Below are 22,865 nucleotides of genomic sequence, written 5' to 3'. Positions count from 1 at the left end.
GTCACGGAGGGCCGGCCTTGTACCCGACACCGCGGACAGTCAACACCACCTCGGGGTGTTCCGGGTCCCGTTCGACCTTGGAACGCAGCCGCTGCACGTGGACGTTCACCAGGCGCGTGTCGGCGGCGTGGCGGTAACCCCACACCTGCTCGAGCAGCACCTCGCGGGTGAACACCTGGCGCGGCTTGCGGGCCAGCGCGACGAGGAGGTCGAACTCCAGCGGCGTGAGCTGGATCGGCCTGCCCTCGCGCAACACCTCGTGGCCGGGGACGTCGATCGTGAGGTCGCCGATCTGCAGGACCTCGGACGGCTCGGCCTCGGTGCGCCGCAGGCGAGCCCGAATGCGGGCCACCAGCTCCTTGGGCTTGAACGGCTTGACGACGTAGTCGTCCGCGCCGGACTCGAGGCCCAGCACCACGTCGACCGTGTCGCTCTTCGCGGTGAGCATCACGATCGGCACGCCCGACTCGGTCCTGATCGCCTTGCAGACGTCGATGCCGTTCATTCCCGGCAGCATCAGGTCGAGCAGCACGATGTCGGGCTTGAGCTCGCGCAACGCGGGCAGGGCACGGGCGCCATCGGCGACCACCGCGGTGTCGAAGCCCTCCCCGCGCAACACGATCGTCAGCATCTCCGCCAGGGCGGGGTCGTCATCGACGACGAGCACGCGTGCCTTCATACTCAACATCGTCGCACTCCCGGTCGCACGTTCGCGCACCGCCCACGTTCCGTTGCTGCTGGTGGCGATGTGCGCTCGTTCGGTAACCGGCCGGAACTGTCGTTCCACGTACCCCACCTCGCCCCGTTTGACCTGTTCGTCGCGGGAGTATCCGCGCGAGGATCACCATTTGTTACCAGGTGTTCTCAGGTTGTGCGAACGGCCGAAGCCAACCAGATGCGCGCGTCGCCCACTTTCCTCGGGTCGGTGATCGCCGGCACCGCTCGGTCGTGCCGCGCGGCCAGGTCGACCTGATGCGTCACCTCGGCGTGCCAGCCGTAGCCGCCGAGCCACTCGACGGGGTCCTCCACGTCGGACTGCCAGCGGGCGTCCAGCGCGTCGAACCGCTGATGCACGGCCTTCATCTGCGGCAACTCGCGGAAGGCGTGGTTGACGTGTTCGAGCGCGAGCGTGCTGCCGCGGGCGGACATCGCGCTCACCCAGTACAGGATCTGCTCGCCCGCGTCGGGCGGCAGAAACATGAAGAGGCCCTCCAGCAACCACGCTGTGGGCCTCTTCGGGTCGAACCCGGCACGTATGAGCGCTGTCGCCCAGTCGTCGCGCAGGTCGCACGGGACGACGACGCGTTCGCACGCGGGCTGGGCGAGCTGGTCGCGCAGGGCGTCCTCCTTGAACTCGATCAGCTCGGGCAGATCGAGTTCGAAGAGTGTTGTGCCCGGCGGCCACCGCAGGCGGAACGCTCTTGTGTCGAGGCCCGCCGCCATGATCACCACCTGGGGCAGGGCCGAGCCGAGGAGCTCGTCGTCGAAGTACCGGGTGCGCAGGACGAAGTGATCGCCCGCGAGGGTGCGCACGCCGTTCAGGTCGCTCGCGGAGCCGGCGGCCTCCACGAGTCCAGCGGCCAGCGGGTCGTCGAAGAGCGGGCGGAGCTGACGTCGCTCGGTGGCGCGGGCGGCAGCGATCAGGACCGCCGTACGGGCGACACCGACCGGAGGGCGCTGCAGGACACGCTTCAAATCTCAATCTCCTATGCACTCAGAGTGACGTACCGGACACTCGATCGTGTCAACCGGTACGCACGTGAGCGACCACTCAAGGAGTGAAGAGCGGTTCCAGAAGCGAAGAAAAGTTCACGTTTGACCGCCCGTCGACCACTTGCCACGGTGCGAGCCAGCCGATGTTCGCCAATCCGTCGTAAACGACACCGCACCGCGCCTGCAGCGAGCCATCGGATTCGTAAATGTCACGTGCCCGCGAATCGTCGTCCTGCTCGCGCTTGGCCGCCCGCTCGGCCGCGACCTCGACGGGCACGCGCAGCAGCAGGTGAAGATCGGGAACGGGCAGCCCGAAGCGGTCGATCTCCAGCTCGCGCACCCACCGCACGAACTCGCCGTGCTCGTCCTGGTGCAGGCGCGCGGCGCTGTACGCGGCACTCGACGCCACGTACCGATCGAGCAACACGACGTCGTGCTCCTCGAGGTCCTTGCGGATCTGGTCGGCCGCGCCGCGCCGGTCCAGCGCGTAGAGGACAGCCATCCCGTAGACCGAGTCGCTGAGGTCGCCGAGCCGGCCGTAGAGGCCGTCGCGGACGAGGTCCGCGTGCACGCTCTGGCCGTAGCGCGGGAACGCGTGGCCGGCCACGGTCCTGCCCTGAGCGGCCAACGCCTCGGTCAATCCGTTGGCGAGAGTGCGCTTGCCGGCACCGTCGAGGCCTTCGATCACTACGAGCTTTCCCACGCCAAAACCCTAACGGGAGCGGCCCCGGCCACTCACACGGCCGCAGCACGTCCCCCACACGGGCGAAATCCGAGCTTTCGATCACCAGAACGAGTGACTACGGTGAACAGTCACACGGCGCGTCTGAAGGGTAGGTGCCGCGGTGGCCGCGGATTCCGGGCACGCCGGGTCGGTCGACGAACCGATCGGGCTCCCGACTGGGGGTTTACCGACCCCCCTCGCCGAGACGCTGCGCTACGGGCCGTTCCACCGCGCTTTGCGCGAGGCGATCGCCCACCGGGGCCTCTCGCTCGCTCGGCTGCGCGCTCATCTCGAGCAATTGGGTGTCCAAGTGGGCCAGTCGACACTCTCGTACTGGCAACGCGGCCTGCGTCATCCCGAGGTGCCACGTGCCATCAGCACAGTGCGCGCGCTGGAGACCGTGCTGCGCCTGCCGCCATCGTCCTTGTTGGACCTCATCGGCCCGCGCCACGCGAACACCTACGCGCCACGTCCTGTCGCGACCTGGCCGGAGCCCGCGCCGTTGCTCGCGACGTTCGACTCCGTACCAGAAGCGGCACGAGGCAATGCCGACCTCGAAGTGCTCTCCGTGCACGACACCGTCCAGATAGGCATGCACCGCGAGCAACGCTCCATCACCACACGGCTGGTCGTGCGCGCGGTGCGGCAGGGACCGGACCGGTACCTGGCGATGCACCACGGCGACGAAGGCTCGTTGATCGAGAACGCGATGGTGAGATCAGGCGAAGGCTGCCGGCAGGGGCGCCTGCGCCGGGAAAGCGCTTCCCGCAACCTCGCCGTGGAGATGCTGTTCGACCGGAGGCTCGCGGCGGGCGAGGAGCACGTCTTCAGCTTCACGATCGCCGACGACACCGGCAGCGCGACGCCGGGCCATCACCGGACGTTCCGCGACACGTGCGGCTCTTACCTCGTGCAGCTCTCGTTCCACCGACGAGCGATGCCCGCGCGCTGCATGAAGCAGTTCCTGGCCTCCGCCGACGCCACGCCGGTCGACGTCGACGAGCTCGTGTGCGGGCTCGGCGGCGTCGTCAGCGCGTACTTCGGCGACGTCGGGCCGGGAATCGCGGGCATCGCCGTCGAGTGGAGCTAGGGGCGAGGAAAGCGAGAGGGCTAAAGACCGGCGGTCCGAAGACCAGACCGGTTCCAGATTTAGAAGGAAGCTCTCTCATGGCCTCGCTGCGACCACGTTAGCAGCGAATCCCTTCAGTCCGACAGCAGTTTCCCGAGTTCCGCCACTGTGGTGACAGCTCCGGTTTCGTCCTGCGTCAAGCCGATGCGGATCACCGGGGCGTCCTTTGTGGATCCCTTGCGTGTGAAGAGATCCCTCAACCGCGCCACGGTGAAGTACTTGCGCCGCAACGCCGCTGCCGCGATCAGCTTCACGACGTCGCGGTTCTCCTCGACCCGGTTGCCCCACGACGAGCCGCGCAGGTAGAGGTGCAGCCAGGTGCCGAACCAGGAGTCGCCCTCCCGTTCGAACATCACCGGCAGCGCGACCTTTCCCCTGCCACGCATGGAAGAACGCGCGCGAACCGTGCTCGGCTCGAACGGCTTTCCCATCTGGTCGAGGTCGCGGCTCATGAACCCGAACATCGACTCGGCGACCTCGTCGAACCCCTCCCCCGAGTAGATGTTCACCTGCGGCACCACGTACTTCGCCCGCATCGCGTCGCGGTGCAGGTCGATGAACTCCGTAGCGCCGTCCGAGGCATTGGTCAGGTCACCCGAGTAGTAGGCGCCAGCCTGCTTGAGGTTCGTCCACGAGACCTGTCCCTTGTACTCGAAGTTCTTGTTGAGCAGCACCGCGGACAGGTCGTAGTCGGTCCGCTTGACGTGCTGCCGCCAGTGCACGAAGAACCGCAGCACGTCGCCGCCGAACCAGAGCTTCGACCCGCGCGGAAGCACGCCGAAGCCTTCCTCGGTACCGGAAACCGGCACCACGACGTCGAGCACCTCGTCGTCCACGACCAGCTCGGAGTACTCCGGAAGCCTGCGGATCAGCTCGTTCTCGACCACCTCGACGATCGTCTCGACGGCCTTGGGATCGAGCGGTTCGCGTTCGTCGTCAGCGATCCACACCCGGCGCGCACGACTGGCGAAAACACGCGCGGCGTCCGGCGTCGTGCGGTTCGACAGGTGCTCCAGCACCGAGATGAGGACCCTGCTCGACACCTCGGGCACGGCGGCTTCAACGTGCTCAGCGAGATTTTCCGCGCCGTGCCGCAGAAGCCTGTCGAGCTGCCGCAACAACATGCCCGGCGCCTTGGCCAGAATGCCGATCGCGCGTTCGGTGTCGTTCTCCGCGAACGCCATCTCGACCTGCCCGGCGAACGACCGCGCGACCTTCTCCCCACGCGCCACCGCGAACACGTCCTGCGCGCGCTCGAACGGGTACTCGTGCGGGTGCAACCGCTCACCGAGACGCTTCCACGCCTCACGGTTGGAGTTGACGTCACCGAGCTTGCTCTCCGCGACCTCGTTCAACGCGCCGAGCAACGCCCTGCGCTCAGGCCGGCGAAACGACCGAAATCGCGTCGCTTCCTTGAGCGTGACGTCTCCCCCGGAAGCCTCCGCCGCAAGGCGCAGCACGTCGGTGACGGTGTCCATGCCCTGGAGTGGCCGCTGCGCAACGAGTCGCGCGGCGTTGAGAATCGCGCGGTTCTCCCGGATCGGGACCTCGACTTCGCTGTCGACGCAGAGCACCGCCAACTCACCGAGCAACGCCCTGTCGTTCTCCGCCAACGGAATCGGACTCGTGGCGAGTTCCTCGAACAGGCGCCGCACCTCTTCGTCGAGCGTGCCACCGAGGTGCACGACCGTGATGCGGTCCTTCAACGACGGGATCAACTCGTCGTGCGCCCGCAGCATCTCCTCGTAGGAGTGCTGGACCCGGCCGTACTTCGGCAGGTCGAGGAGGTTGGACGTGGGCGCGACGCCCTTATCCAGCGCGTCCCGCAGGCACTCCCACCAGAACGCGAGGGTGTCCGGCACGTTGTGCGGGAACTCCTTGAAGTACGGGTTGTGCTGCCCCCGCGCACCGATGAGCTCCTTGACCGCGCGCACGATCTCCGCGGCGAAGTCCTCGGCCTCGGCCAGACCGCCGACGTGCTCCAGCAACTCCCGCGACGCCTTGAAACCCGAGCTGATCAGCGCGGCGTCCAGCTGCCTCGCGACCGCGGCACCGTCACCCGGCGCACCGTCGGAGGCCGGCACGCGCAGGGTCTTCTTGATGATGGTCGTCCGCACCAGGTCAGTAAAACCCGCACGTCAACCGAGTTCCAACAGCGCTTTCTCATACTGCGCCCGGTCGAAGACGCACGGCCCGATGTCGACGTACTCGTGCCCGTTGCGATGCGGCCGACGGAACCTCGTCCAGATGATCGTGCCGCGGTCGGCGGTGATGTCGGCGACCAGCGGTCCGCACGCCGCGATGCCGCAGGAACAGCCGAGCACCAGCCGCGCCTTGCCGGGCTGGAACGGCCGGGGTTCGAGGTCCTCACGGCGCACACCGCTGAACTCGTCTTCGCCGAACCAGTCGGTGAGCGGGACGCCGTCGACGAGCGGCACGAACACGTCCTCGTGCACGACGTCGTGCGGCACGCTGGCCAGGCCTAATTCCACCCGTTTGGGCACGATGTTGTTTCTCCTCCATCGCCTAACGTCAGTTTGCATGAACGGCGATCCGTCCACTCCCTACAGCCGTGACCTGGGCGATGAGTTGCGTCAGGTGCGCGAGCGCTTTACGACCTTCCGTGCGAGGAGGATCGCCCGGATGCTCGGGTGGGACCCCGGCAAGGTCTCCAACATCGAACACGGCAAGGTGCGCGCCACCGAGATCGACATCGTCCAGTACCTGGGTAGGTGCGGCCGCAGCCAGGAGTTCATCACCGACTTCCTGAACAGGTATCGGTCGGCGTTCGACCTCTACTTCGTGCAGGCACCGGGAAGACTCGGCACGTTGTCGATGGCCGAGTCGAGCGCGCAGAAGATCTTCAGCTACAACCTGGCCGTCATGCCAGGGCTGTCGCAGTCCGAGGAGTACGCGTTGAGCTTGTACGAGGCTCGCGGCGTGGTCCCGCCAGACCAGATCAAGGTCGCTGTTCGCGCACGGATGGAGCGGCAGGCATTCTTGCGGAGCCATGATCGGCCGCAGTGCACTTACTTCATTCACGAGAACGCGTTGCGGCTGAGGGTCGGCAGTCCCGAGGTCATGGAAGACCAGCTCATGAGGCTGCTCTTCCAAAGCCACATTCTCCGAGTCGTGTCGGCGTCGAGCGGTCCGGCCGGAGTCTTCATGGCCAGCTACACGATGTGGGAGTACGAAAAGCGCAGCACCGTGGCGTTCACGGACTGCGAAATCGCGCAGGTGTTCGTTCAGGACCACGCCGGAGTCAAAGGCTGCAAAAAGATCTTCGAGCGCTTGGACGCGGTCGCACTCAGCGAGGCGCAGTCGCGCGCGATGGTCGCGGATCTCGCCAGCCGAGCGCGCGAAGACCACAACAGGCAGCTGCACCTCACGTAAAGCAGCAGCCCCACAGCGAGGACGCCGGTTTCATGATCACCAAAATTGTCGGTGCCACCTGCAAGAATTAAAGAAGGGGTCCCCTTGGCGGGGGACCCCTGCGTCAGCTTGGCGGGCGTTCGTCAGTCAGCCCTTCGGGCAGAGGCAGGTCGAGCGCCGCGAGGAACCGCCGAGTCTTGACCTCGACGAACACCTCCCCGTCGTCGATCTCGTCGACGTCCTCCGACTCGTCCCACTCGAACCCGTTCGGATCCTCGTCCTCGGCGAGGAACGCCAGGAGCTCCGCCTGCTTGGCCGGAACGTCCCCGGAGTTCGACAGCGCCCACCACGCCGCCAGTCCCGCGGCCTCGCGCAGGACGTCGGTCGGGTCGGACGCGTTGGGGTTCTCGAAGTAGGTGCGCGGCGTCAGTCCCAGGTAGGCGACGCCGGCGCCAGGCCCGGCCGGGGCGTAGACGACCGACGTGATGTCGCTGTCGTGGATGTCGATCCACAGGAACGGCTCCGCGAGCGGCGGCAGTTCGCCCTCGGACAGCGTCTTCCAGGAACCGTGCTCGTAGGCGTAAGTGCCGAAGAATCCCACTGACCAATCCTTAGCTGATCTCGACGCCGCTGATCGACGTGCCCTCCGGGAGGTCCTTGACCTTGGCCCACAGCTGCCCGTGGACCGACCAGTAAACCTCCTCGTCGACGACCTCGAGATTCTCCACGGCGCCGCCGCCGCCCAGGAACAGCGGTGTCCTGAACCCGACGCACGTGCCGGCAGGTGGACGCTCCGGGTGTGCTGCGCGCCAAGGGGTGAACAGGTCCTGGGCGAGGAAGGTGTCCGGGTCTTCGACCACGTACTCGTCGAGCAGGTCCGGGATGGTGCCGTCCAACTCGTAGACGCCGGCGGCACCGGGGTCCAGCAGGAGCACCATCGCGTTGCGGTGCAGGTCGAGCACGTACTGGCGGCCCATCCAGTCCTGGGCGAACGGGCGGATTCGCGGCGCCCACTCCGGCCACATCAAGTTCGCCAGACCCTGTGCGCGCCGGGCCTCGTCGTCGGTGAGCACGCGGAGGATGCCGTCGCCGAACGAGAGTCCAGCGGCCATCGTGACCAGCTCGGCGAGGCCCGGCACCTGGCGGAGCGGTTCGGTGTTCGCCGGCGGCGACGCCTCACCCGCGTCGAGTGGGTACAGCGAGGTGAAGCGTTCGAACACCTTCGTTCCCTTCAAAGACGACAAGCCCCCGCCTGTGAAGGCGAGGGCTCGTCGGAGCAGAAATCAGTAGCGGTAGTGGTCCGCCTTGAACGGGCCCTCGACGTCCACGTCGATGTACTCGGCCTGGTCCTTGGTGAGCTTGGTCAGCTCGCCGCCGAGTGCTTCGAGGTGGATGCGCGCGACCTTTTCGTCGAGCACCTTGGGCAGGCGGTAGACCTCGTTGTCGTACTCCTTGAACTTGGTGAACAGCTCGATCTGGGCGATCACCTGGTTGGAGAAGGAGTTCGACATCACGAACGACGGGTGACCCGTCGCGTTGCCCAGGTTCATCAGGCGGCCCTCGGACAGCACGATGATCGTGCGGCCCGACGGGAAGATCCACTCGTCGACCTGCGGCTTGATGTTGTTCTTGCGGATGCCGGGGTACCGCTGCAGACCGGCCATGTCGAGCTCGTTGTCGAAGTGGCCGACGTTGCCCAGGATCGCCTGGTGCTTCATCTGCGCCATGTGCTCGACCGTCACGACGTCCTTGTTGCCCGTCGTCGTGATGATGATGTCCGCGATCGGCAGGACCGACTCGAGCTTCGCGACCTGGTAGCCGTCCATCGCGGCCTGCAGCGCGCAGATCGGGTCGATCTCGGTGACGATCACGCGGGCGCCCTGGCCGCGCATGGACTCGGCCGAGCCCTTGCCGACGTCGCCGTAGCCGCAGACGACGGCGACCTTGCCGCCGATCAGGACGTCGGTGCCGCGGTTGATGCCGTCGATCAGCGAGTGGCGGATGCCGTAGCGGTTGTCGAACTTCGACTTGGTGACGGCGTCGTTGACGTTGATCGCGGGGAAGAGCAGCTCACCGGCGGCGGCCAGCTGGTACAAGCGCATGACGCCCGTCGTGGTCTCCTCGGTGACGCCGCGGATGCCCTCGGCGATCTTGGTCCACTTGCCGTTGTCCGCCTCGAGCGACTTCTTCAGCAGGCCGAGGAAGACCTTCCACTCGTCGGAGTCGTCGGCCTCCGGCGAGGGCACGACACCCTGGGTCTCGTACTGCCTGCCCTTGTGGACGAGCATGGTGGCGTCGCCGCCGTCGTCCAGGATCATGTTCGGGCCGCCGCCGTCCGGCCAGGTGAGCATCTGCTCGGCGGTCCACCAGTACTCCTCCAGCGTTTCACCCTTCCAGGCGAAACACGCCACACCCTTCGGCTCCTCCTCGGTGCCGTGCGGGCCGACCACGACAGCGGCGGCCGCGTGGTCCTGGGTGGAGAAGATGTTGCAGGACGCCCAGCGCACTTCGGCACCGAGGTCCACCAGGGTCTCGATCAGGACAGCCGTCTGGATCGTCATGTGCAGCGAACCCGAGACACGAGCGCCCTTGAGCGGGTACACCCCGGAGTACTCACGGCGGAACGCCATCAAGCCGGGCATCTCATGCTCGGCGAGGCGGATCTCCTTGCGACCGAACTCGTGGAGCGAGAGGTCGGCCACGGCGAAGTCGATGCCGTTGCGGGTCTGCAACCGGTCCGAGGTCATTGCGAAGTCCTCCAGGGCACTTCAGAGAGGGTGTCGTCCGACCATACCGCCCGCCGATGGACCACTATGACCCGAACGTTGGGTAAGGGAGGTCACGGGTGTTGATTGCGGGCCCGGACACACGTGTCGTCGAACTGCGGGTACATGGCGTGCAGGGAACGACGCCGCAGACGCTGGTCGACGCCGTTGCGGCCGTGGACGTTGCGGGAGACGGCCTCGGGCGCATCGTGCGCCCGGCGGACAGACTCCGCAGGCCCGCGCCCGGACCGGTGCTGCAGACCGAGGGACGTCCTATCCCTCGCGTCGTGGAGGGCTACCTGTGGGGCGGAATGACGTCCGGAGGTGTGGCCAAGGCCACGTGGGCGCTGCTCTTCCCGTTCAGCATCGCGAACGTCGCGCACTGGATGCTCCCTCCCGTCCCCGAGCGGAATCTGCCCGCCCACCTGCTCGGCATCGGTCTGCGGTCGTTGTTGCGGGTGTTCGCCCTGCTGCTGACGGCGTTGCTGGTCGCGCAGATCTCCGTGGTCAGCCTGGACCTGCTCGCCGCCCAGTGTCTCCGGCCGGGTACTGCGTGTTTGACCAGCATTCCGGCGGACGTGCGGATGTTCCCCTGGTTTCGGACTTTCTTGGGAATTCTGCCAATCATCGTGGTGATCGCGGTGATTCGGCGCGTCTCGCACGTCGAGTGGCGGATCGAGCGCAAGGCGATCGCCGACGCCGAGGAGCAGAAGAAGCAGCCCGCGTCCGGACTGCCCGGCGCCCACGTCGCGACCGACCCGGACACGCCGGCGTTGCGGTCGCTGCACGTCGTGACGGCACTCGCGGTGACGGCGCTGATCGCTCTCGGCGGTCCGTTGAAGCAGCTCACGGCCACCGGTGGCATGGGCGTGGCGATCACGGTGGCGTGGACCGTGTCTCTCGCGCTCATCGGTGTGTCCGTGCTCGGCGTGCTGCTGCTGGACGACCCCACGGGCGGTGCGCCCCATCGCGGCGGACGGTGGCTGCGCGCGGCGTTGGGCCGGAAGCCCCGACGGCTGTTGCTGGTGTTCTCGGTGCTCCTGGTCCTGACGACGCTCGGCCTGCAGGAACAGCTGCCGTTGCGGGTGCCCGGCGCGGACGTGACCGTGCAGGTCGTGGCGTTGCTGATGGCGTTCGTGCTGGTGCTGTTCGGGCTGATGCTGATCCCCGCCGCCCTGCTCGCGCGCGGCACCTGGAAGTCGTTGCCGCGCGAACTGCGGCCGTGGGCCGGCGGCTGGTTCTCCGCGCCGGTGCTGGCGATCGGCGGGCTGCTCGGCGGTGGTTTCGGCGCCGGGGTCGCGTTGCCGGTGCGCAAGGCTCTGGGTGACGGGCTGAGGCTGCCGGCCGGCTACGAGTACATCACCCTGTTGTGGGGTGTGGCGGGCGCTTTGGCGCTGTTGAGCACGTTCGCGGTGGCGTCGTTCACCGGCGCCGTGCGGTGGCGGGCGTTCCGCAAGGGCAAGGTGTGGGCGCGCGAGGCGTCATTGCTGCACTCCGGCCGGATGCGCGACCTTCGCACCGCGACGCGGGCGTGGTGGTGGGCACGCTGGGAACGCAACCACGGCCATCACATGATCCTGATCATCGCGTCCGTGCTGGTGGTCGGTGCCGTGCTGGCCACGGTGCTGCGGGTGCAGAACGTCCCGCTCGGCTCTTGGGCGGTGTTCTCGGCTTTCGGCGTGTTCGTGCTCGGCCTGCTCGCCGTGTCGCTGCTGCGCGCCGTCTATCTGGCGGCGCGGCAACCGGAGTCCGGACGGCGGCTCGGCATCATCGCGGACATCGCGCAGTTCTGGCCGCGCGAAGCTCACCCGATCGTGCCGCCCTGCTACGCCTTGAAGGTCGTGCCGGAGCTCGTTGCCCGCGTGCAGGACCACCTGCGCGACCCAGGAACCCGCGTCGTCCTCTGTGGACACTCGCAGGGATCTTTGCTGGTCGCCGTCGCGGCAGCCCGGTTGCTGGAGGAACTGCCAGCGCACGACCGCGAACGGATCGGGCTGCTGACGGCAGGCTCGCAGCTGCAGTGGGCTTATCCGCGGGCGTTCCCCGCCGTGGTGCCGCACGCGTCACTGGCCCGGCTGGCCGGCGGGCTGGACGGACGATGGCGCGCGCTGTGCCGGGGCACGGACCCGTTGGGCGGCGCGGTGACGACGTGGCGGCGGCAGGTGTTCGACGGCATGCTGCTCGGCGTCGGTTACCGGGAGGACGGCTCGGAGGGCGCGCTGGCACCAGCGTTGCGCGGGCCCACCGGGGCGTTGGTGCTGGGTGGCGACCACTGGCTGCCGGACCCGCAACGGGGTCCGTTCCCCGGACGGCGGTGGCGGTCCGGGGTGTCGGCGCACTCGGACTACACGTCGGATCCGGAGTGGGACCGGGCCGTGGCGATCGCGGCGGGGCTGTTGCGGGTGGACGCGCCGGAGTCGCCTTCGCTGCCGTTCGCGCGCAAGCCGGAAACTCGGTCGCGGGACGTGCTGGGCGGCTCCTAGTGGCTTGGAACGTTGCCGGGGATGCGCCCTGCTGGGCGTGAATTACCTCGCCAACGTTCCGAGACACGCCACTAGACCGCGACGACGATCTTCTTCCCGTCGTGGAGCCCCTTCTCCAGGTGGCGGTGTGCGTCGACGACGTCGTCGAGGGCGAACACCCTGTCGACGGCGGGCCGCAGGGCACCGAGGCGGACACCGGCGTTCAGGAAGGCCGCCATGCGATTCACCACGACGGCGTCGAGGGTGTGTTCGAAGCTCCGGTAGCTGAAGATCGTGAGCGCCGTGCCGCCAGGGAACGGTGTGGGCCGTGGGTCCAGGAAGCCCGCGGCGACCAGCGTTCCGCCGGGGCGGGCCGCCTTCAGCAGATCCTGCTGGCCGGGGCCCATGACCACGTCGAGGACGATGTCGGCGCCGGTCCCGCCGGTGTGCCGGCGGACGGCTTCGACGACGTCCGCCTGGTCGGTGGCGATGACCGCGGCGGCACCGGCGGCGAGCAGGTCGTCCTTCTTCGCGGTGTGCCGCGTGACGGCGATGGGCACGGCGCCGATCTGGTTGGCGATCTGAATCGCCGCCCGGCCGACGCCGCCGGATGCCGCGGTGATGAGCACGTGGTCGCCCGGCCGCATCCTCGCCTTCTCGACGAGTGCGCCGTAGGCGGTGGAGTACGCGACCCAGATCGCCGCCGCCTCCGTGACTCCGAGCCCGGCAGGCCGGGCGACGACGCGGCTCACGGGAACCGTGGTGTAGTCGGCGTAGCTGCCCCTGACGCTCGCGTCCGGAATGGCCGTGATGATCACCGGATCACCGATCTCCAGTCCGGCGACCCCAGGGCCCAGCGCATCGACGACGCCGGTTCCTTCGACGCCGAGGCGAGCGTGCGGCAGGGGAACGACCGCGGGCGAGGTCCCGGAACGCATCATCTGGTCGAGCGGGTTGACGGCGAACGCCTCGATCCTGACCCGCACCTCACCGGCCGCAGGTTCGACGACCGGCTCCTCGACGACGTGCATGACTTCCGGACCGCCGAACTCGTCGAACACGACGACTCGTGGCATGGGGATTCCTCCGCATCTGGTGCTGAACTCGCTGCTGCGGAAGACGTTACGAAGCCGTCAGGTACCTCCTGGTACCTTCGATTCACATGCAGAACGCGGCCGGACCGACCTTCCTCGCCGACTGCCCCACGCGCCTGGCGGTCGAGATCATCTCCGACAAGTGGGCAGTGCTGGTGCTCTTCGGACTGAGCCACCAGCCTCGCCGGCACGGTGAACTCGTCGACCTCATCGGCGGCATCTCGCGCAAGGTCCTCACCCAGACCCTGCGCCGGCTCCAGCAGTACGGTCTGGTCGAGCGCCGCGCCGACGCGCCCCGGCAGGTCGAGTACAGCCTCACCGACCTCGGCCGCACCCTCGTCGAGCCGATCGAGGTCCTGACGGACTGGGCGAGGGACCACGGCGGTGCCATCGCCGACTTCCAGGAGGCAGCGGAAACCCGGTCGCGGGACGCGCTGGGCGACTCCTAGTCTGCGAATCATGCTGACCGGGGATCTTGTCCGACTGCGGCCCGTCGAGCCCGAGGACGCTGACGCGTTCCACCGCTGGCACAACGACGACGAAGTGATGCGGTGGCTGCAGAGCTACTTCCACACCTCGCTGGCATCGGCGCACAAACGCTTCGCCGACCGCCAGGAGAACTCGTACGAGAAGGTCACCTTCTGCATCGAGACGCTGAAGGACGGCAAGCTGATCGGCGTCGTCGTGCTGCGCGACGCGGACCCGATCAACGCACGCGCCGAGGTCGACATCTACATCGGAGAGAAGGACCACTGGGGTGGCGGCTACGGCACGGATGCGTTGCGCACGGCGTGCCGGTACGGGTTCGGCACCATGCGGTTGCACTCGATCGAACTTGGTGTCGTGGAGGCGAACGCCCGCGCGATCCGGTCCTACGAGAAGGTCGGTTTCCAGGTCGACGGGCGGTACCGGCAGGCGTTCTTCCGCGACGGCGAATGGCACGACGCGCTGCTGATGTGCGTCCTCAAGGACGAGCTCAAGTGAGCGCGGGCGCGAGGTGACCGATCGCCTCGCGCAGGTGGTCTTCGACTGAGGTGGCCGGCACCACGACGAGGCCGGACGGGCGCACGTCCACCCAGCGTTGCACCGCCAGGCGTGCGGCGGCGGACACCGCGGCCGCCAGGACCTCGGCGCCGAGCGGGTCCTTGCCCAGGCGTTCGGCGATCACGGTGGCGATCGGGGGTTCCATGGACGTCACCGAGTCGAGGTAGGCCTCGCGCAGGGCCGGTGTCGAGTTGATCAGCGCGAGGGCCTCGGTCGGGGGGTCGCGGTACTGCTCGGCGAATGCGGCGATGATCGAGTCGACCAGAGGTTCGGACGAAGGCCGCGAACGCAGTGCGTCCGCTACCTGGAGGGCGCGCGAGGCCGTGATGCCGGCGACGATCGCGTGCTCGCGGCTGGCGAAGTAGTTGTTGTAGGTGCGCGGCGAGACGTTCGCCGCTTCGGCGATCTCGTCGACTCGCACGTCGTCCACGCCCTTCTCCAGGGCGAGGCGCAGTGCGGCGGCCGACAACGCCGCTCGGGTCTCGGTCTTCTTGCGCTCGCGCAGTCCCACGCCGGTCACTCTAGAGACCGGTTGCAACACGATCACTACCGATTGACTTTCGATAGATCACTACCGATACTCGATCCATGATTGCTGAACGTTGGGCGGTGACAGCCCTCCGGGTGTTCCTGGTGGCGTTGTTCGGGATCCTCGTCGTGCTGGAGACGTTGTCGATCCCTGGCTCGTACGCGTACATGGCGCAGCAGAACCCCGCGGAGGCCCACCTGAGGTGGCCCTCGACGATCGTGTCGATCTTCTGGGTCGTGTGCGTACAGGTGGTCATCGTCGCCACCTGGAAGCTGCTCACGTTGGTGCGCAAGGACCTGATCTTCACCGAGGCCGCGATCAAGTGGGTCAACGTGATGGTGTGGGCGATCGCCGCGGCGTGGGTCGTGCTGGTGGGGGTGTTCATCTGGGTCGGCGTCAACGCCGACGACCCCGGCGTGATCGTGTTGTTCTTCCTGTTCACGTCGGCGGTGTCCGTGGTCGGGCTCGTGCTCGTCGTGATGCGGGCGCTGCTGCAGCGCGCCACGACGCTGCGCGCCGACATGGAAGCGGTGATCTGATGGCCATCGTCGTGCGCATCGACGTCGAACTGGCCAAGCGCAAGATGAGCGTCGGCGAGTTCGCGGAGAAGGTCGGGCTGACGCCCGCCAACGTCGCGGTGCTGAAGAACGGGCGCGCGAAAGCCGTGCGGTTCAGCACTTTGGAAGCCATGTGCCGGGTTCTGGAGTGCCAGCCCGGCGATCTCCTCGAGTTCGTGGACGACGAGGAGTCCGCCTAGCCCAGCCGCTTCGCCAGTCGGTCGGCGGCCTCGAGCCGCCCCGACTCGGCGAGCAGGCCCACCGGCGCCAGCACGTAGTCGCGATCGACGGTGATCTCGGCGGTCCGCAGCACCGGCCGCAGCACCGGATCGCTCCGCAACGCCTCGACGATCGGCGAAATGTCCTTCGTGTGCCGGAAAACGCCGCCGGAGAGCACGAGAAGGCCCGCCCCGTGCGGGCCGAGTTGTCCGTCGACCTGCCTGAGATGCCTGCGCACAGCCAGAATCGCCGCGAACGACGCCAGCTTCACGTCGACGAACGGGTCTTCCGCCAGCCAGTCGACGTTCTCGGCGCGAAACCGAGCTTCCTCGGTCAGGTCCTCGGTCGTCAGGCGTTCGGCGAGAGCTTCCTTGACCACGCCCGGCGCGGACCAGCGCATGCCGAGATCGCCTTCGACGGTGCGGCGGTCCGGCGGCAGCGCGACCGTCCTCTCCAGACCTTCACTGTCCACTGTCGACACCGCCGAGTAGACGTCCGTGGTCGCGCCGCCGACGTCCACCACGAGCACGGCGCCTTCACGGTCCTGTGCCGCGAGCCGGGAAACACCTGCCAGCACGGCATCCGGCGTCACGGCCCGCACGAGCTGACGGAATCGCGGGCCGCGCGACAGGCCTTTGCCGCCGATCACGTGCTGGAGGAACGCCTCACGGATCGCTCGACGGGCCGGCTCCGGGGCGAGCCGACCGACGTCGGGCAGCACGTTCGGGCAGGCCATGACGGTGCGTTTCGCCAGTAGCTCCAACGCTTCCGGCTGCGCCTCGACGTTGCCCGCCAGCACGATCGGCACGGCCACGCGGGCGAGCTTCGCGGCGTTGTGCAACAGGACCGACTGATCGCCGCCGTCCGTGCCGCCGACCAGCAGGATCAGGTCCGGGGTGGCCGCTCGCAGGGCTTTCACGTCGACCGGGCCCGCGCTGACGTGCACGATCTTGGCGCCCGCACTCAGAGCGACCCGGTAGCCCGCCTCGGCGCTCACCACACGTTCCTGACCGACGACGGCAAGCCTCAGACCGCCGCCCGCCGACGAGCACGCGAGGATCTCGCCGTCACCGACCTCCGAGCGCAGCACGTCGATGCCGCGCAGCACCTCCGGCGGCGTGGTCGGGTGCTGCCCGGTCCGGACCAGCTCGCCCTCGGGGGTGACGAGAGCGGCCTTGGTCCAGGTGGAACCGACGTCGAGACACAGGATCACGGGGTTAGCTTGCCATCATGAAGCTCACGCCCAAGGTGATCCTCGAAGGCACGCGGCTGACCGGCAAGACGGATCTGGCCTTCGCCCTGAACGAGCACCCTCGTCTCGTCGGGCATCGCCGGTACCGCTACCACTCGCCGTTGATCTCGGCGGAGTGGAGCGGGTTCAGCAACGAACCGTGGGGTCGTGGGCTGATCGACTTCGCGCCGGACGAGACCGCGCACGCGATGGAGACCTACGAGACGTGGGTGCGGATGTTCGAACTGCAGCGCTTCTACTCGTGGATCGTGGACCGTTTCCACCTGTCCACGCTGGCGTTCCAGGCACGGCAGGGGCGCGAGTTCGACTTCGGCTGGCTGGAGGAACGGCTGAAGCCACTCAACTTCGCGATCGTGCTGTGCACGCGACCCGAGGACACGTTCGCGGAGGCGCGGGAGGAACGGCTGAAGATCAGCGCGAACCCGAAGCAGTACGTCGAGCTGGAGCCGTTCGTCGAGGAACAGCGGCAACTCCGCGAGCTCGCGGCGAAGTCGATCCTGCCCGTGCTGGAGCTGGACGTGACGCGGCAGGGCCCGGACGACGTGGCCGAATGGCTCGACGAACGAGGTCTGCTGACTCTCTAGTCGTCGGCTTTCTCGTGCACGGTCTGCATGAACGACCCGAGCTGCGCGAGCTGGTCCGGGGTGAAGAGGTCGATCAGGTACTCGCGGACCGTGGTGACGTGACCGGGTGCGGCGGTGCGCAGCAGGTCCTTGCCCGCGTCGGTCAGCACGGCGAGGATGCCGCGCTCGTCGGACTCGTGCGGTTCGCGCCGCACGAGTCCCGACTTCTCCAGCTTGCCGATCTGGTAGGTCAACGAGCTCTTCGACACCACGACCCTGCGCGCCAGTTCGGTCATGCGCATGCGGTTGCCCGGCTGTTCGGACAGCACGACCAGCACGTTGTACTGCGCGTGCGAGAGGCCCGCGTCGCGCTGCAACTGCTGTTCGATCTGCCTCTCGAGGAGGTGGTACGCCTGGACGAAGTGATGCCAGGCGCTACCTTCCTCCTCGGAGAGCCACCGCGCGTTTCCCATGGTGGGCAGGTTAGTTGGTCACGCCGCTAGACCCCTGGCTCTTCGCCTTGCTTGACCACCGGTTCCGGCTCGACCTTGTTGTCGCCGGTCTTGCCCAGCACCGAGTTGCGTCGGCTGTAGACGAAGTAGACGACGACGCCGAGCGCCATCCAGATGATGAACCGGATCCAGGTGAGCGCGGTCAGGTTCAGCATCAGCCACAGGCAGGCGAGGATCGCGAGGATCGGCACCAGCGGCACGAGCGGCACGCGGAAGCCGCGCGACAGGTCCGGCCGCGTCTTGCGCAGCACCAGCACGCCTCCGGAGACGAGGATGAACGCGAACAGCGTGCCGACGTTCACCATCTCTTCGAGCTTGCCCGCCGGGAAGAAGCCCGCCGCGACCGCGACCAGCGCGCCGACGATGATCGTGATGCGCGTCGGCGTGCCGTGGCTGCCGGTCTTCGCGAGCTTGCGCGGCAGCAGTCCGTCGCGCGACATCGCGAACAGCACGCGGCTCTGGCCGAGCATCAGCACCATGACGACGGTGGTCAGACCGGCGAGCGCGCCGACCGAGATCACCGTCGCCGCCCAGTCGACGCCGTTCTGCGCGAACGCACTCGCGAGCGTCGCGCGCGTGCCGTCCGGCTGCGTGGCGAGCTCCTTGTACGGCACCATTCCGGTGATCACCAGCGTGACCGCGACGTACAGCACCGTGACGATCGCCAGCGAGCCGAGAATGCCGCGCGGCACGGCCTTCTGCGGGTTCTTGGTCTCTTCCGCCGTGGTCGCCACGACGTCGAACCCGATGAACGCGAAGAAGACGATCGAGGCCGCGGCCAGCATGCCGAGCACGCCGTAGGTGCTGCCCGAGTAGCCGGTGATCAGCGAGAACAGCGACTGCTCGATGCCGGTGTGCGCGGCGGGCCCGCCCTCGGCCGCCGGCGGGATGAACGGCGAGTAGTTCTCGGCCTTGATGTAGCCGATGCCGAGCACGATCACGAGCAGCACCACGGCGACCTTGATGGCCGTGATGACCGCGCTGACCCGCGAACTCAGCTTCGTGCCGACGACCAGCAGAGTCGTGATCACCGCGACGAGCAGCACGGCGCCCCAGTCGAACTTGAGGCCGTCACCCACCTCGGTCTTCACGTCGAGACCCATGAGGCCCAGCGTCGTCTGCAGGTAGGCCGACCAGCCCTTGGCGACCGCGGCCGAACCGACCGCGAACTCCAGCACCAGGTCCCACCCGATGATCCACGCGGCGAACTCGCCGAACGTCGCGTAGGAGAAGGTGTAAGCGCTACCCGCGACCGGCACCGTCGAGGCGAACTCGGCGTAGCACAACGCGGCCAGCGCACAGGCGATCGCCGCCAGCACGAACGACAGCGAGACCGACGGCCCCGCGATGTTGCCCGCGGTGCTCGCGGTGAGCGTGAAGATGCCGGCGCCGATGACGACCGCGACGCCGAAGACCGTGAGGTCCCACGCCGTCAGGTCCTTGCGGAGCTTCGTGTCCGGCTCGTCCGTGTCAGATATCGACTGCTCGATCGACTTCGTGCGCCACAACCCGTTCCCCGGCACGGTGCATACCTCCTTGATGGAACCCGATTCGGCCCACCCTAGAGGTATCCACGACCTGGGACCCCTATAGCTCGTTTCAGATGGCAAACGGGGCGTTTCTCACTCGGTTGGAGTGCGAAACGCCCCGTTCGGCCAAGTCAGGAGCTGGCGACCGTCGACCGGTCCAGGTCCGGCTCCAGGTAGATGAGGCGCGCGTGCGGCACCTTGGCCCGCACCCGCTGCTCGGCGTCGTTGATCGCCTGAGCCACCTCGTCCAGCTGCAGCCCCGGGTTGAGCGCGATCTTCGCCGCGACGAGCATCTCCTCCGGCCCGATGTACTGCGTCTTGATGTGGATGACGCGCTGCACCTTGCCGGCGGCCAGCTCGTCGATGATCACGTTGAGGTCCTTGTCCGACGCACCCTCACCGATGAGCAGCGACTTCATCTCGATGATCAGGATCACCGCGATGATGCCCAGCAGCACACCGATGGCGACCGTGCCGAGCGCGTCGAAGACCGGGTTGCCGGTGATCGTCGCGAGGCTGACACCGACCAGCGCCAGCACCAGGCCGATCAGCGCGCCCGCGTCCTCCAGCAGCACGACCGGCAGCTCCGGCGTGCGGGAGTTGCGGATGAACTGCCACCAGGTGGAGTCGCCCTTGATCTTCTTCGACTCGTTGATCGCGGTGATGAAGCTGTAGGTCTCCAGGCCGATGGCGACGACGAGGATGCCGACGGCGACGAGCGGGCTGGAGAGCTCCTCAGGATGCTGCAGCTTGTGGATGCCCTCGTACAGCGCGAAGACCGAGCCGAGCGTGAAGAGCATCAGCGCCACCACGAACGACCAGAAGTACCGGTCGCGGCCGAAGCCGAACGGGTGCAGCTTGGTCGCCCTGCGCTGTGCCGTCTTCTGGCCGAGCAGCAGCAGGCCCTGGTTCGACGTGTCGGCCACGGAGTGCACCGACTCGGCGAGCATCGACGACGAGCCGGTGATCAGGAATCCGATGAACTTGGCCACCGCGATTCCTGCGTTTGCCACCAACGCCGCGACGATGGCCTTGGTTCCGCCCCCTGCTGACACGCCTGTCTCCTTGCTGAGAACCAGTCCGGTTTGTCCGGTCGTGAACCTTAGTCTGTTCCGGCCGTGGCACGGAAAAGTTCAGCGGATTCAACACCATCCGGGCGCACGAGCACCGCCGGGTCCGACGCGGGGAGCCACACGGACTCACCACGCGCCAGCCGCAACTCCTCGCCACGGACGTTGGTGAGTACCACGGCGCCCTCGGTGCAAATCATGATCTGCGGGCCTTCGTGGTTGATCCGCGTCTCGCCGGCCAGGTCCAACCTGGACAGTTCGAACTCGGGCGCGGGTGTGCGGTAGATCCGGACGCCGGGCTGGATCTCCTCGCCCAGCAGCACTTCCATGTCACCGCACGTGAAGTCGAGCACGCGCAGCAGTTCGGGCACGTCGACGTGCTTGGGCGTGAGGCCGCAGCGCAGGACGTTGTCCGAGTTCGCGAGGATCTCGATGCCCGTGCCCCGCAGGTACGCGTGCAGGTTGCCGGCGGGCAGGTGGATCGCCTCGCCCGGCTGCAGCACGATGCGGTTCAGCAGCAGAGCCGCGAGCACGCCCGCGTCGCCGGGGTAGGACTCGCCCAGCTCCAGGATCGTGCGGCACTCCAGGTCGAACTCGCCGTGCTCCTTCACGTGCAGCACGCACGCGTCGAGGACCTGGGGCAGCAACGTGCTCAACGACGTCTGCGGCAACGTGATCAGCATCGTGAACAACGCGCGCAGGCCCGACGAGTCCGGCTGCGCGACCAGCATCTCGGTGTACGGGGACAGCGCGGGCGCGTCCAGGGTGCGCAGCAACGAGATGGTCCGCGACGGCTCCCGGAAACCGGCCAGCGCGTGGAACTCGGTCAGCGCGCAGACCAGTTCCGGCTTGGCTGCCGGGTCCTTGTAGTTGCGGACCGGGGAGTCGAGCGGCACGAGACGCTTCTCCTCGGCCGCGAAGCCCTCCGCCGCCTGGGCTGCCGACGGGTGCGCCTGCAGGCTCAGCGCCTCGTCGGCGGCGAGCACCTTGAGCAGGAACGGGAGTCTGCTGCCCCACCGCTCGGCGACGCGCGTGCCGAGCTGACCGTCCGGGTCGGACGCCAGCAGGTCGAGCAGCGAGCGCTCGGTGCCGTCCGCGCCGGCCACGCGGGACGGGTCGCCGGGATGGGCGCCCATCCACAGTTCGGCCTCGGGATGGGGTGCGGGCACCTCCTTCCCGAGCAGCTCGGCGATGGCCGTGCGTGAACCCCACGCGTACGGCCTTACCGCGTTGTGCAGCAGGTCCACTTCTAAGTCAGCTCCCAAATCAGTACGGGTTGCCGCCGAGAGTTCCGGCGGCGAGCCCGAGGTACAGCGCGGCCAGTTCGAAGCGGAGCGCGAGGAGTGCGGCGCTGACCGCGTCGCCTCCCGCCACCTCGACGGCCGGCTCCAGCACGTCCGCGCCCGGCAGGGCGTCCTCGGCGGCGTGCCGAACAGCATCTGCCACCGGGCCCTGGCGCACAGCCAGCAACAACACGCGCACGAGTCCGCTGCCCGGCTCGTCGTCCGGGTCGGCGAAGAGGTCTGCACCCGAGGTTCCCTGCACCGCGCGGCGGTGCAGCACCGGGCGGGTCAGCGCCTGTGGATACCCGGCGACGTCGCACGCCACACCGGCGAACGCCGCCAGCACGCCCGCGCCGTGCATGCCGACCGACGTGGCGACCTCGTCGAGGCCCCACAGCAGCGGCGTGCGGTCGGCGACGCGCAACGCGAGCGACTTCGCCGGGTTCACGAACGACTCGTGCATCGGGTGGTCGCGCTCGGCCTCCCGGTCGAGCTCGTCCGCGATCAGTTCGACGTCGGCCTTGAGCAGGCCGAGCGAGTGCAGCACCAGCAACCACGCGGCGAGCGCGCGCGGGAAGCTGAAGCCCGGCGGCACGTCGATGCGGGGAGGCAGCAGCACGGCCCGGCCGGCGGCGGCCGCGGCGATCGGACCGGAGTCCGGCGCCGTCAGCAGTGTGCGGGCGCCCCTGCGGACGGCCCTGTCGATCGACTCGGCGAGCACCCGGTCGCTGGGGTCCTCGGTGTGCGCGAGCACGACGTCGAGAGCGCCGACCCAGGGCGGCACCTCGTCGGCGAGCACGACCGGCACCGAGCAGCCGGAGCCGAGCAACGCCATGACGACGTTGGCGACGGTGACCGAGTGGCCGGGCCGGGTGATGAGCACGACCGCGCGCGGGCGTTCGGCGAAGATCCGCTCCAGCCCCGCCTCGGCCGCGGCCTCAGCGGTGGAACGGACCTGTGCCCCCGCCCGCGCGGCAGCACGCAGCCAGCCGCCCGTGTCGGCGTCGGCGAGGCGGCTCGGGTCGTCGAGCAGCGTGTCGTCGAGCAC

Annotated in this window: 24 protein-coding genes; 8 read left to right on the top strand and 16 right to left on the bottom strand. The window is 68.1% G+C overall.

The genetic code is table 11. From position 1 onward, the window contains the following. Position 1: 1 nt before the first annotated feature. The 3 genes from mtrA to OG205_RS37680 form a co-directional block, all read right to left on the bottom strand. Complete coding sequence (gene mtrA / locus OG205_RS37690; RefSeq protein WP_030476562.1) at positions 2–679, bottom strand: MtrAB system response regulator MtrA; 678 nt, start codon at positions 677–679, stop codon at positions 2–4. Between the two features lie 185 nt (positions 680–864). After that, on the bottom strand, positions 865–1,695 hold the full coding sequence (locus OG205_RS37685; RefSeq protein WP_330272597.1) for an SAM-dependent methyltransferase: 831 nt from the start codon (positions 1,693–1,695) through the stop codon (positions 865–867). Positions 1,696–1,771: 76 nt separating this feature from the next. Further along, entirely contained in the window at positions 1,772–2,416 is a 645-nt protein-coding gene (locus OG205_RS37680; protein WP_330272596.1) for a dTMP kinase, read from the bottom strand. A gap of 142 nt (positions 2,417–2,558) precedes the next feature. Between OG205_RS37680 and OG205_RS37675 the strand changes: the two genes are divergently transcribed. Next, positions 2,559–3,527 (top strand): hypothetical protein, encoded by a 969-nt coding sequence (locus tag OG205_RS37675; RefSeq protein WP_330272595.1) that lies wholly within the window; start codon positions 2,559–2,561, stop codon positions 3,525–3,527. A gap of 113 nt (positions 3,528–3,640) precedes the next feature. On the opposite strand, the gene OG205_RS37670 is transcribed toward OG205_RS37675, so the two are convergent. Together OG205_RS37670 and OG205_RS37665 are read right to left on the bottom strand one after the other, a co-directional pair. Then, entirely contained in the window at positions 3,641–5,683 is a 2,043-nt protein-coding gene (locus OG205_RS37670; protein WP_330272594.1) for a hypothetical protein, read from the bottom strand. A 21-nt stretch (positions 5,684–5,704) separates the two neighbouring features. After that, a complete protein-coding gene (locus OG205_RS37665) occupies positions 5,705–6,058 on the bottom strand; it encodes a hypothetical protein (protein ID WP_330272593.1) in 354 nt (117 codons plus the stop codon). A 13-nt stretch (positions 6,059–6,071) separates the two neighbouring features. Between OG205_RS37665 and OG205_RS37660 the strand changes: the two genes are divergently transcribed. Then, on the top strand, positions 6,072–6,959 hold the full coding sequence (locus OG205_RS37660) for a helix-turn-helix domain-containing protein (RefSeq protein WP_330278316.1): 888 nt from the start codon (positions 6,072–6,074) through the stop codon (positions 6,957–6,959). A gap of 103 nt (positions 6,960–7,062) precedes the next feature. Here OG205_RS37660 and OG205_RS37655 read toward each other — a convergent pair whose 3' ends face one another. From OG205_RS37655 to ahcY, 3 genes are all read right to left on the bottom strand, one after another. Then, positions 7,063–7,539: a hypothetical protein gene (locus tag OG205_RS37655; protein ID WP_330272592.1), complete on the bottom strand. Its 477-nt coding sequence runs from the start codon at positions 7,537–7,539 to the stop codon at positions 7,063–7,065. Positions 7,540–7,549: 10 nt separating this feature from the next. Continuing rightward, positions 7,550–8,158 (bottom strand): hypothetical protein, encoded by a 609-nt coding sequence (locus OG205_RS37650; RefSeq protein WP_330272591.1) that lies wholly within the window; start codon positions 8,156–8,158, stop codon positions 7,550–7,552. A gap of 63 nt (positions 8,159–8,221) precedes the next feature. Next, complete coding sequence (ahcY, locus tag OG205_RS37645; protein WP_330272590.1) at positions 8,222–9,685, bottom strand: adenosylhomocysteinase; 1,464 nt, start codon at positions 9,683–9,685, stop codon at positions 8,222–8,224. A gap of 98 nt (positions 9,686–9,783) precedes the next feature. Between ahcY and OG205_RS37640 the strand changes: the two genes are divergently transcribed. Beyond that, positions 9,784–12,186, top strand: coding sequence for a hypothetical protein (locus OG205_RS37640; RefSeq protein WP_330272589.1), 2,403 nt, complete (start codon positions 9,784–9,786; stop codon positions 12,184–12,186). A gap of 71 nt (positions 12,187–12,257) precedes the next feature. Here OG205_RS37640 and OG205_RS37635 read toward each other — a convergent pair whose 3' ends face one another. Beyond that, a complete protein-coding gene (locus OG205_RS37635) occupies positions 12,258–13,241 on the bottom strand; it encodes a zinc-dependent alcohol dehydrogenase family protein (protein WP_330272588.1) in 984 nt (327 codons plus the stop codon). 86 nt (positions 13,242–13,327) lie between these two features. Between OG205_RS37635 and OG205_RS37630 the strand changes: the two genes are divergently transcribed. Continuing rightward, positions 13,328–13,708: a winged helix-turn-helix transcriptional regulator gene (locus tag OG205_RS37630; protein WP_330272587.1), complete on the top strand. Its 381-nt coding sequence runs from the start codon at positions 13,328–13,330 to the stop codon at positions 13,706–13,708. A 10-nt stretch (positions 13,709–13,718) separates the two neighbouring features. Continuing rightward, on the top strand, positions 13,719–14,243 hold the full coding sequence (locus OG205_RS37625) for a GNAT family N-acetyltransferase (RefSeq protein ID WP_330272586.1): 525 nt from the start codon (positions 13,719–13,721) through the stop codon (positions 14,241–14,243). Here OG205_RS37625 and OG205_RS37620 read toward each other — a convergent pair. Next, complete coding sequence (locus OG205_RS37620; RefSeq protein WP_330272585.1) at positions 14,236–14,814, bottom strand: TetR/AcrR family transcriptional regulator; 579 nt, start codon at positions 14,812–14,814, stop codon at positions 14,236–14,238. The genes OG205_RS37625 and OG205_RS37620 overlap by 8 nt on opposite strands. Positions 14,815–14,891: 77 nt before the next feature. Here OG205_RS37620 and OG205_RS37615 point away from each other — a divergent pair, with 77 nt between their 5' ends. Next, positions 14,892–15,371 carry a DUF2975 domain-containing protein gene (locus tag OG205_RS37615; RefSeq protein ID WP_319975182.1) on the top strand — a complete coding sequence of 160 codons (480 nt, stop codon included), beginning with the start codon at positions 14,892–14,894 and terminating at the stop codon, positions 15,369–15,371. Next, positions 15,371–15,589, top strand: a complete 219-nt coding sequence (locus OG205_RS37610) for a helix-turn-helix domain-containing protein (protein ID WP_030476549.1) — start codon at positions 15,371–15,373, stop codon at positions 15,587–15,589. The genes OG205_RS37615 and OG205_RS37610 overlap by 1 nt, the downstream gene beginning before the upstream one ends. Here OG205_RS37610 and OG205_RS37605 read toward each other — a convergent pair. Then, positions 15,586–16,821: a glutamate mutase L gene (locus tag OG205_RS37605; protein WP_330272584.1), complete on the bottom strand. Its 1,236-nt coding sequence runs from the start codon at positions 16,819–16,821 to the stop codon at positions 15,586–15,588. The two genes, OG205_RS37610 and OG205_RS37605, sit on opposite strands and share 4 nt — an antisense overlap. A 17-nt stretch (positions 16,822–16,838) precedes the next feature. Here OG205_RS37605 and OG205_RS37600 point away from each other — a divergent pair, with 17 nt between their 5' ends. After that, positions 16,839–17,444, top strand: a complete 606-nt coding sequence (locus tag OG205_RS37600; RefSeq protein ID WP_330272583.1) for a hypothetical protein — start codon at positions 16,839–16,841, stop codon at positions 17,442–17,444. Here the strand turns inward: OG205_RS37600 and OG205_RS37595 are convergent. The 5 genes from OG205_RS37595 to OG205_RS37575 form a co-directional block, all read right to left on the bottom strand. After that, the gene (locus tag OG205_RS37595; protein WP_093591893.1) at positions 17,441–17,896 is read right to left on the bottom strand and encodes a MarR family winged helix-turn-helix transcriptional regulator; all 456 of its coding nucleotides are present in this window, start codon (positions 17,894–17,896) and stop codon (positions 17,441–17,443) included. The two genes, OG205_RS37600 and OG205_RS37595, sit on opposite strands and share 4 nt — an antisense overlap. A 26-nt stretch (positions 17,897–17,922) precedes the next feature. Further along, positions 17,923–19,458 (bottom strand): amino acid permease, encoded by a 1,536-nt coding sequence (locus OG205_RS37590; RefSeq protein ID WP_330272582.1) that lies wholly within the window; start codon positions 19,456–19,458, stop codon positions 17,923–17,925. Positions 19,459–19,595: 137 nt separating this feature from the next. Continuing rightward, on the bottom strand, positions 19,596–20,519 hold the full coding sequence (locus OG205_RS37585) for a cation diffusion facilitator family transporter (protein ID WP_330272581.1): 924 nt from the start codon (positions 20,517–20,519) through the stop codon (positions 19,596–19,598). 47 nt (positions 20,520–20,566) lie between these two features. Next, positions 20,567–21,781, bottom strand: a complete 1,215-nt coding sequence (manA, locus tag OG205_RS37580) for a mannose-6-phosphate isomerase, class I (protein WP_330272580.1) — start codon at positions 21,779–21,781, stop codon at positions 20,567–20,569. Positions 21,782–21,800: 19 nt separating this feature from the next. After that, positions 21,801–22,865 carry a hypothetical protein gene (locus tag OG205_RS37575; protein ID WP_330272579.1) on the bottom strand — a complete coding sequence of 355 codons (1,065 nt, stop codon included), beginning with the start codon at positions 22,863–22,865 and terminating at the stop codon, positions 21,801–21,803.

This window comes from Lentzea sp. NBC_00516, from assembly GCF_036346835.1.
Lineage (GTDB): Bacteria > Actinomycetota > Actinomycetes > Mycobacteriales > Pseudonocardiaceae > Lentzea > Lentzea sokolovensis.
This window is presented reverse-complemented; position numbering and strand designations above follow the sequence as displayed.

Excerpts from the sequence above, each read along its gene's own strand:
- ahcY (WP_330272590.1), bottom strand. The coding sequence starts at position 9,685 with ATGACCTCGGACCGGTTGCAGACCCGCAACGGCATCGACTTCGCCGTG.
- OG205_RS37660 (WP_330278316.1), top strand. The coding sequence starts at position 6,072 with ATGTTGTTTCTCCTCCATCGCCTAACGTCAGTTTGCATGAACGGCGAT.
- OG205_RS37635 (WP_330272588.1), bottom strand. The coding sequence starts at position 13,241 with ATGCCACGAGTCGTCGTGTTCGACGAGTTCGGCGGTCCGGAAGTCATG.
- OG205_RS37630 (WP_330272587.1), top strand. The coding sequence starts at position 13,328 with ATGCAGAACGCGGCCGGACCGACCTTCCTCGCCGACTGCCCCACGCGC.
- mtrA (WP_030476562.1), bottom strand. The coding sequence starts at position 679 with ATGAAGGCACGCGTGCTCGTCGTCGATGACGACCCCGCCCTGGCGGAG.
- OG205_RS37610 (WP_030476549.1), top strand. The coding sequence starts at position 15,371 with ATGGCCATCGTCGTGCGCATCGACGTCGAACTGGCCAAGCGCAAGATG.
- OG205_RS37615 (WP_319975182.1), top strand. The coding sequence starts at position 14,892 with ATGATTGCTGAACGTTGGGCGGTGACAGCCCTCCGGGTGTTCCTGGTG.
- OG205_RS37625 (WP_330272586.1), top strand. The coding sequence starts at position 13,719 with ATGCTGACCGGGGATCTTGTCCGACTGCGGCCCGTCGAGCCCGAGGAC.
- OG205_RS37600 (WP_330272583.1), top strand. The coding sequence starts at position 16,839 with ATGAAGCTCACGCCCAAGGTGATCCTCGAAGGCACGCGGCTGACCGGC.
- OG205_RS37595 (WP_093591893.1), bottom strand. The coding sequence starts at position 17,896 with ATGGGAAACGCGCGGTGGCTCTCCGAGGAGGAAGGTAGCGCCTGGCAT.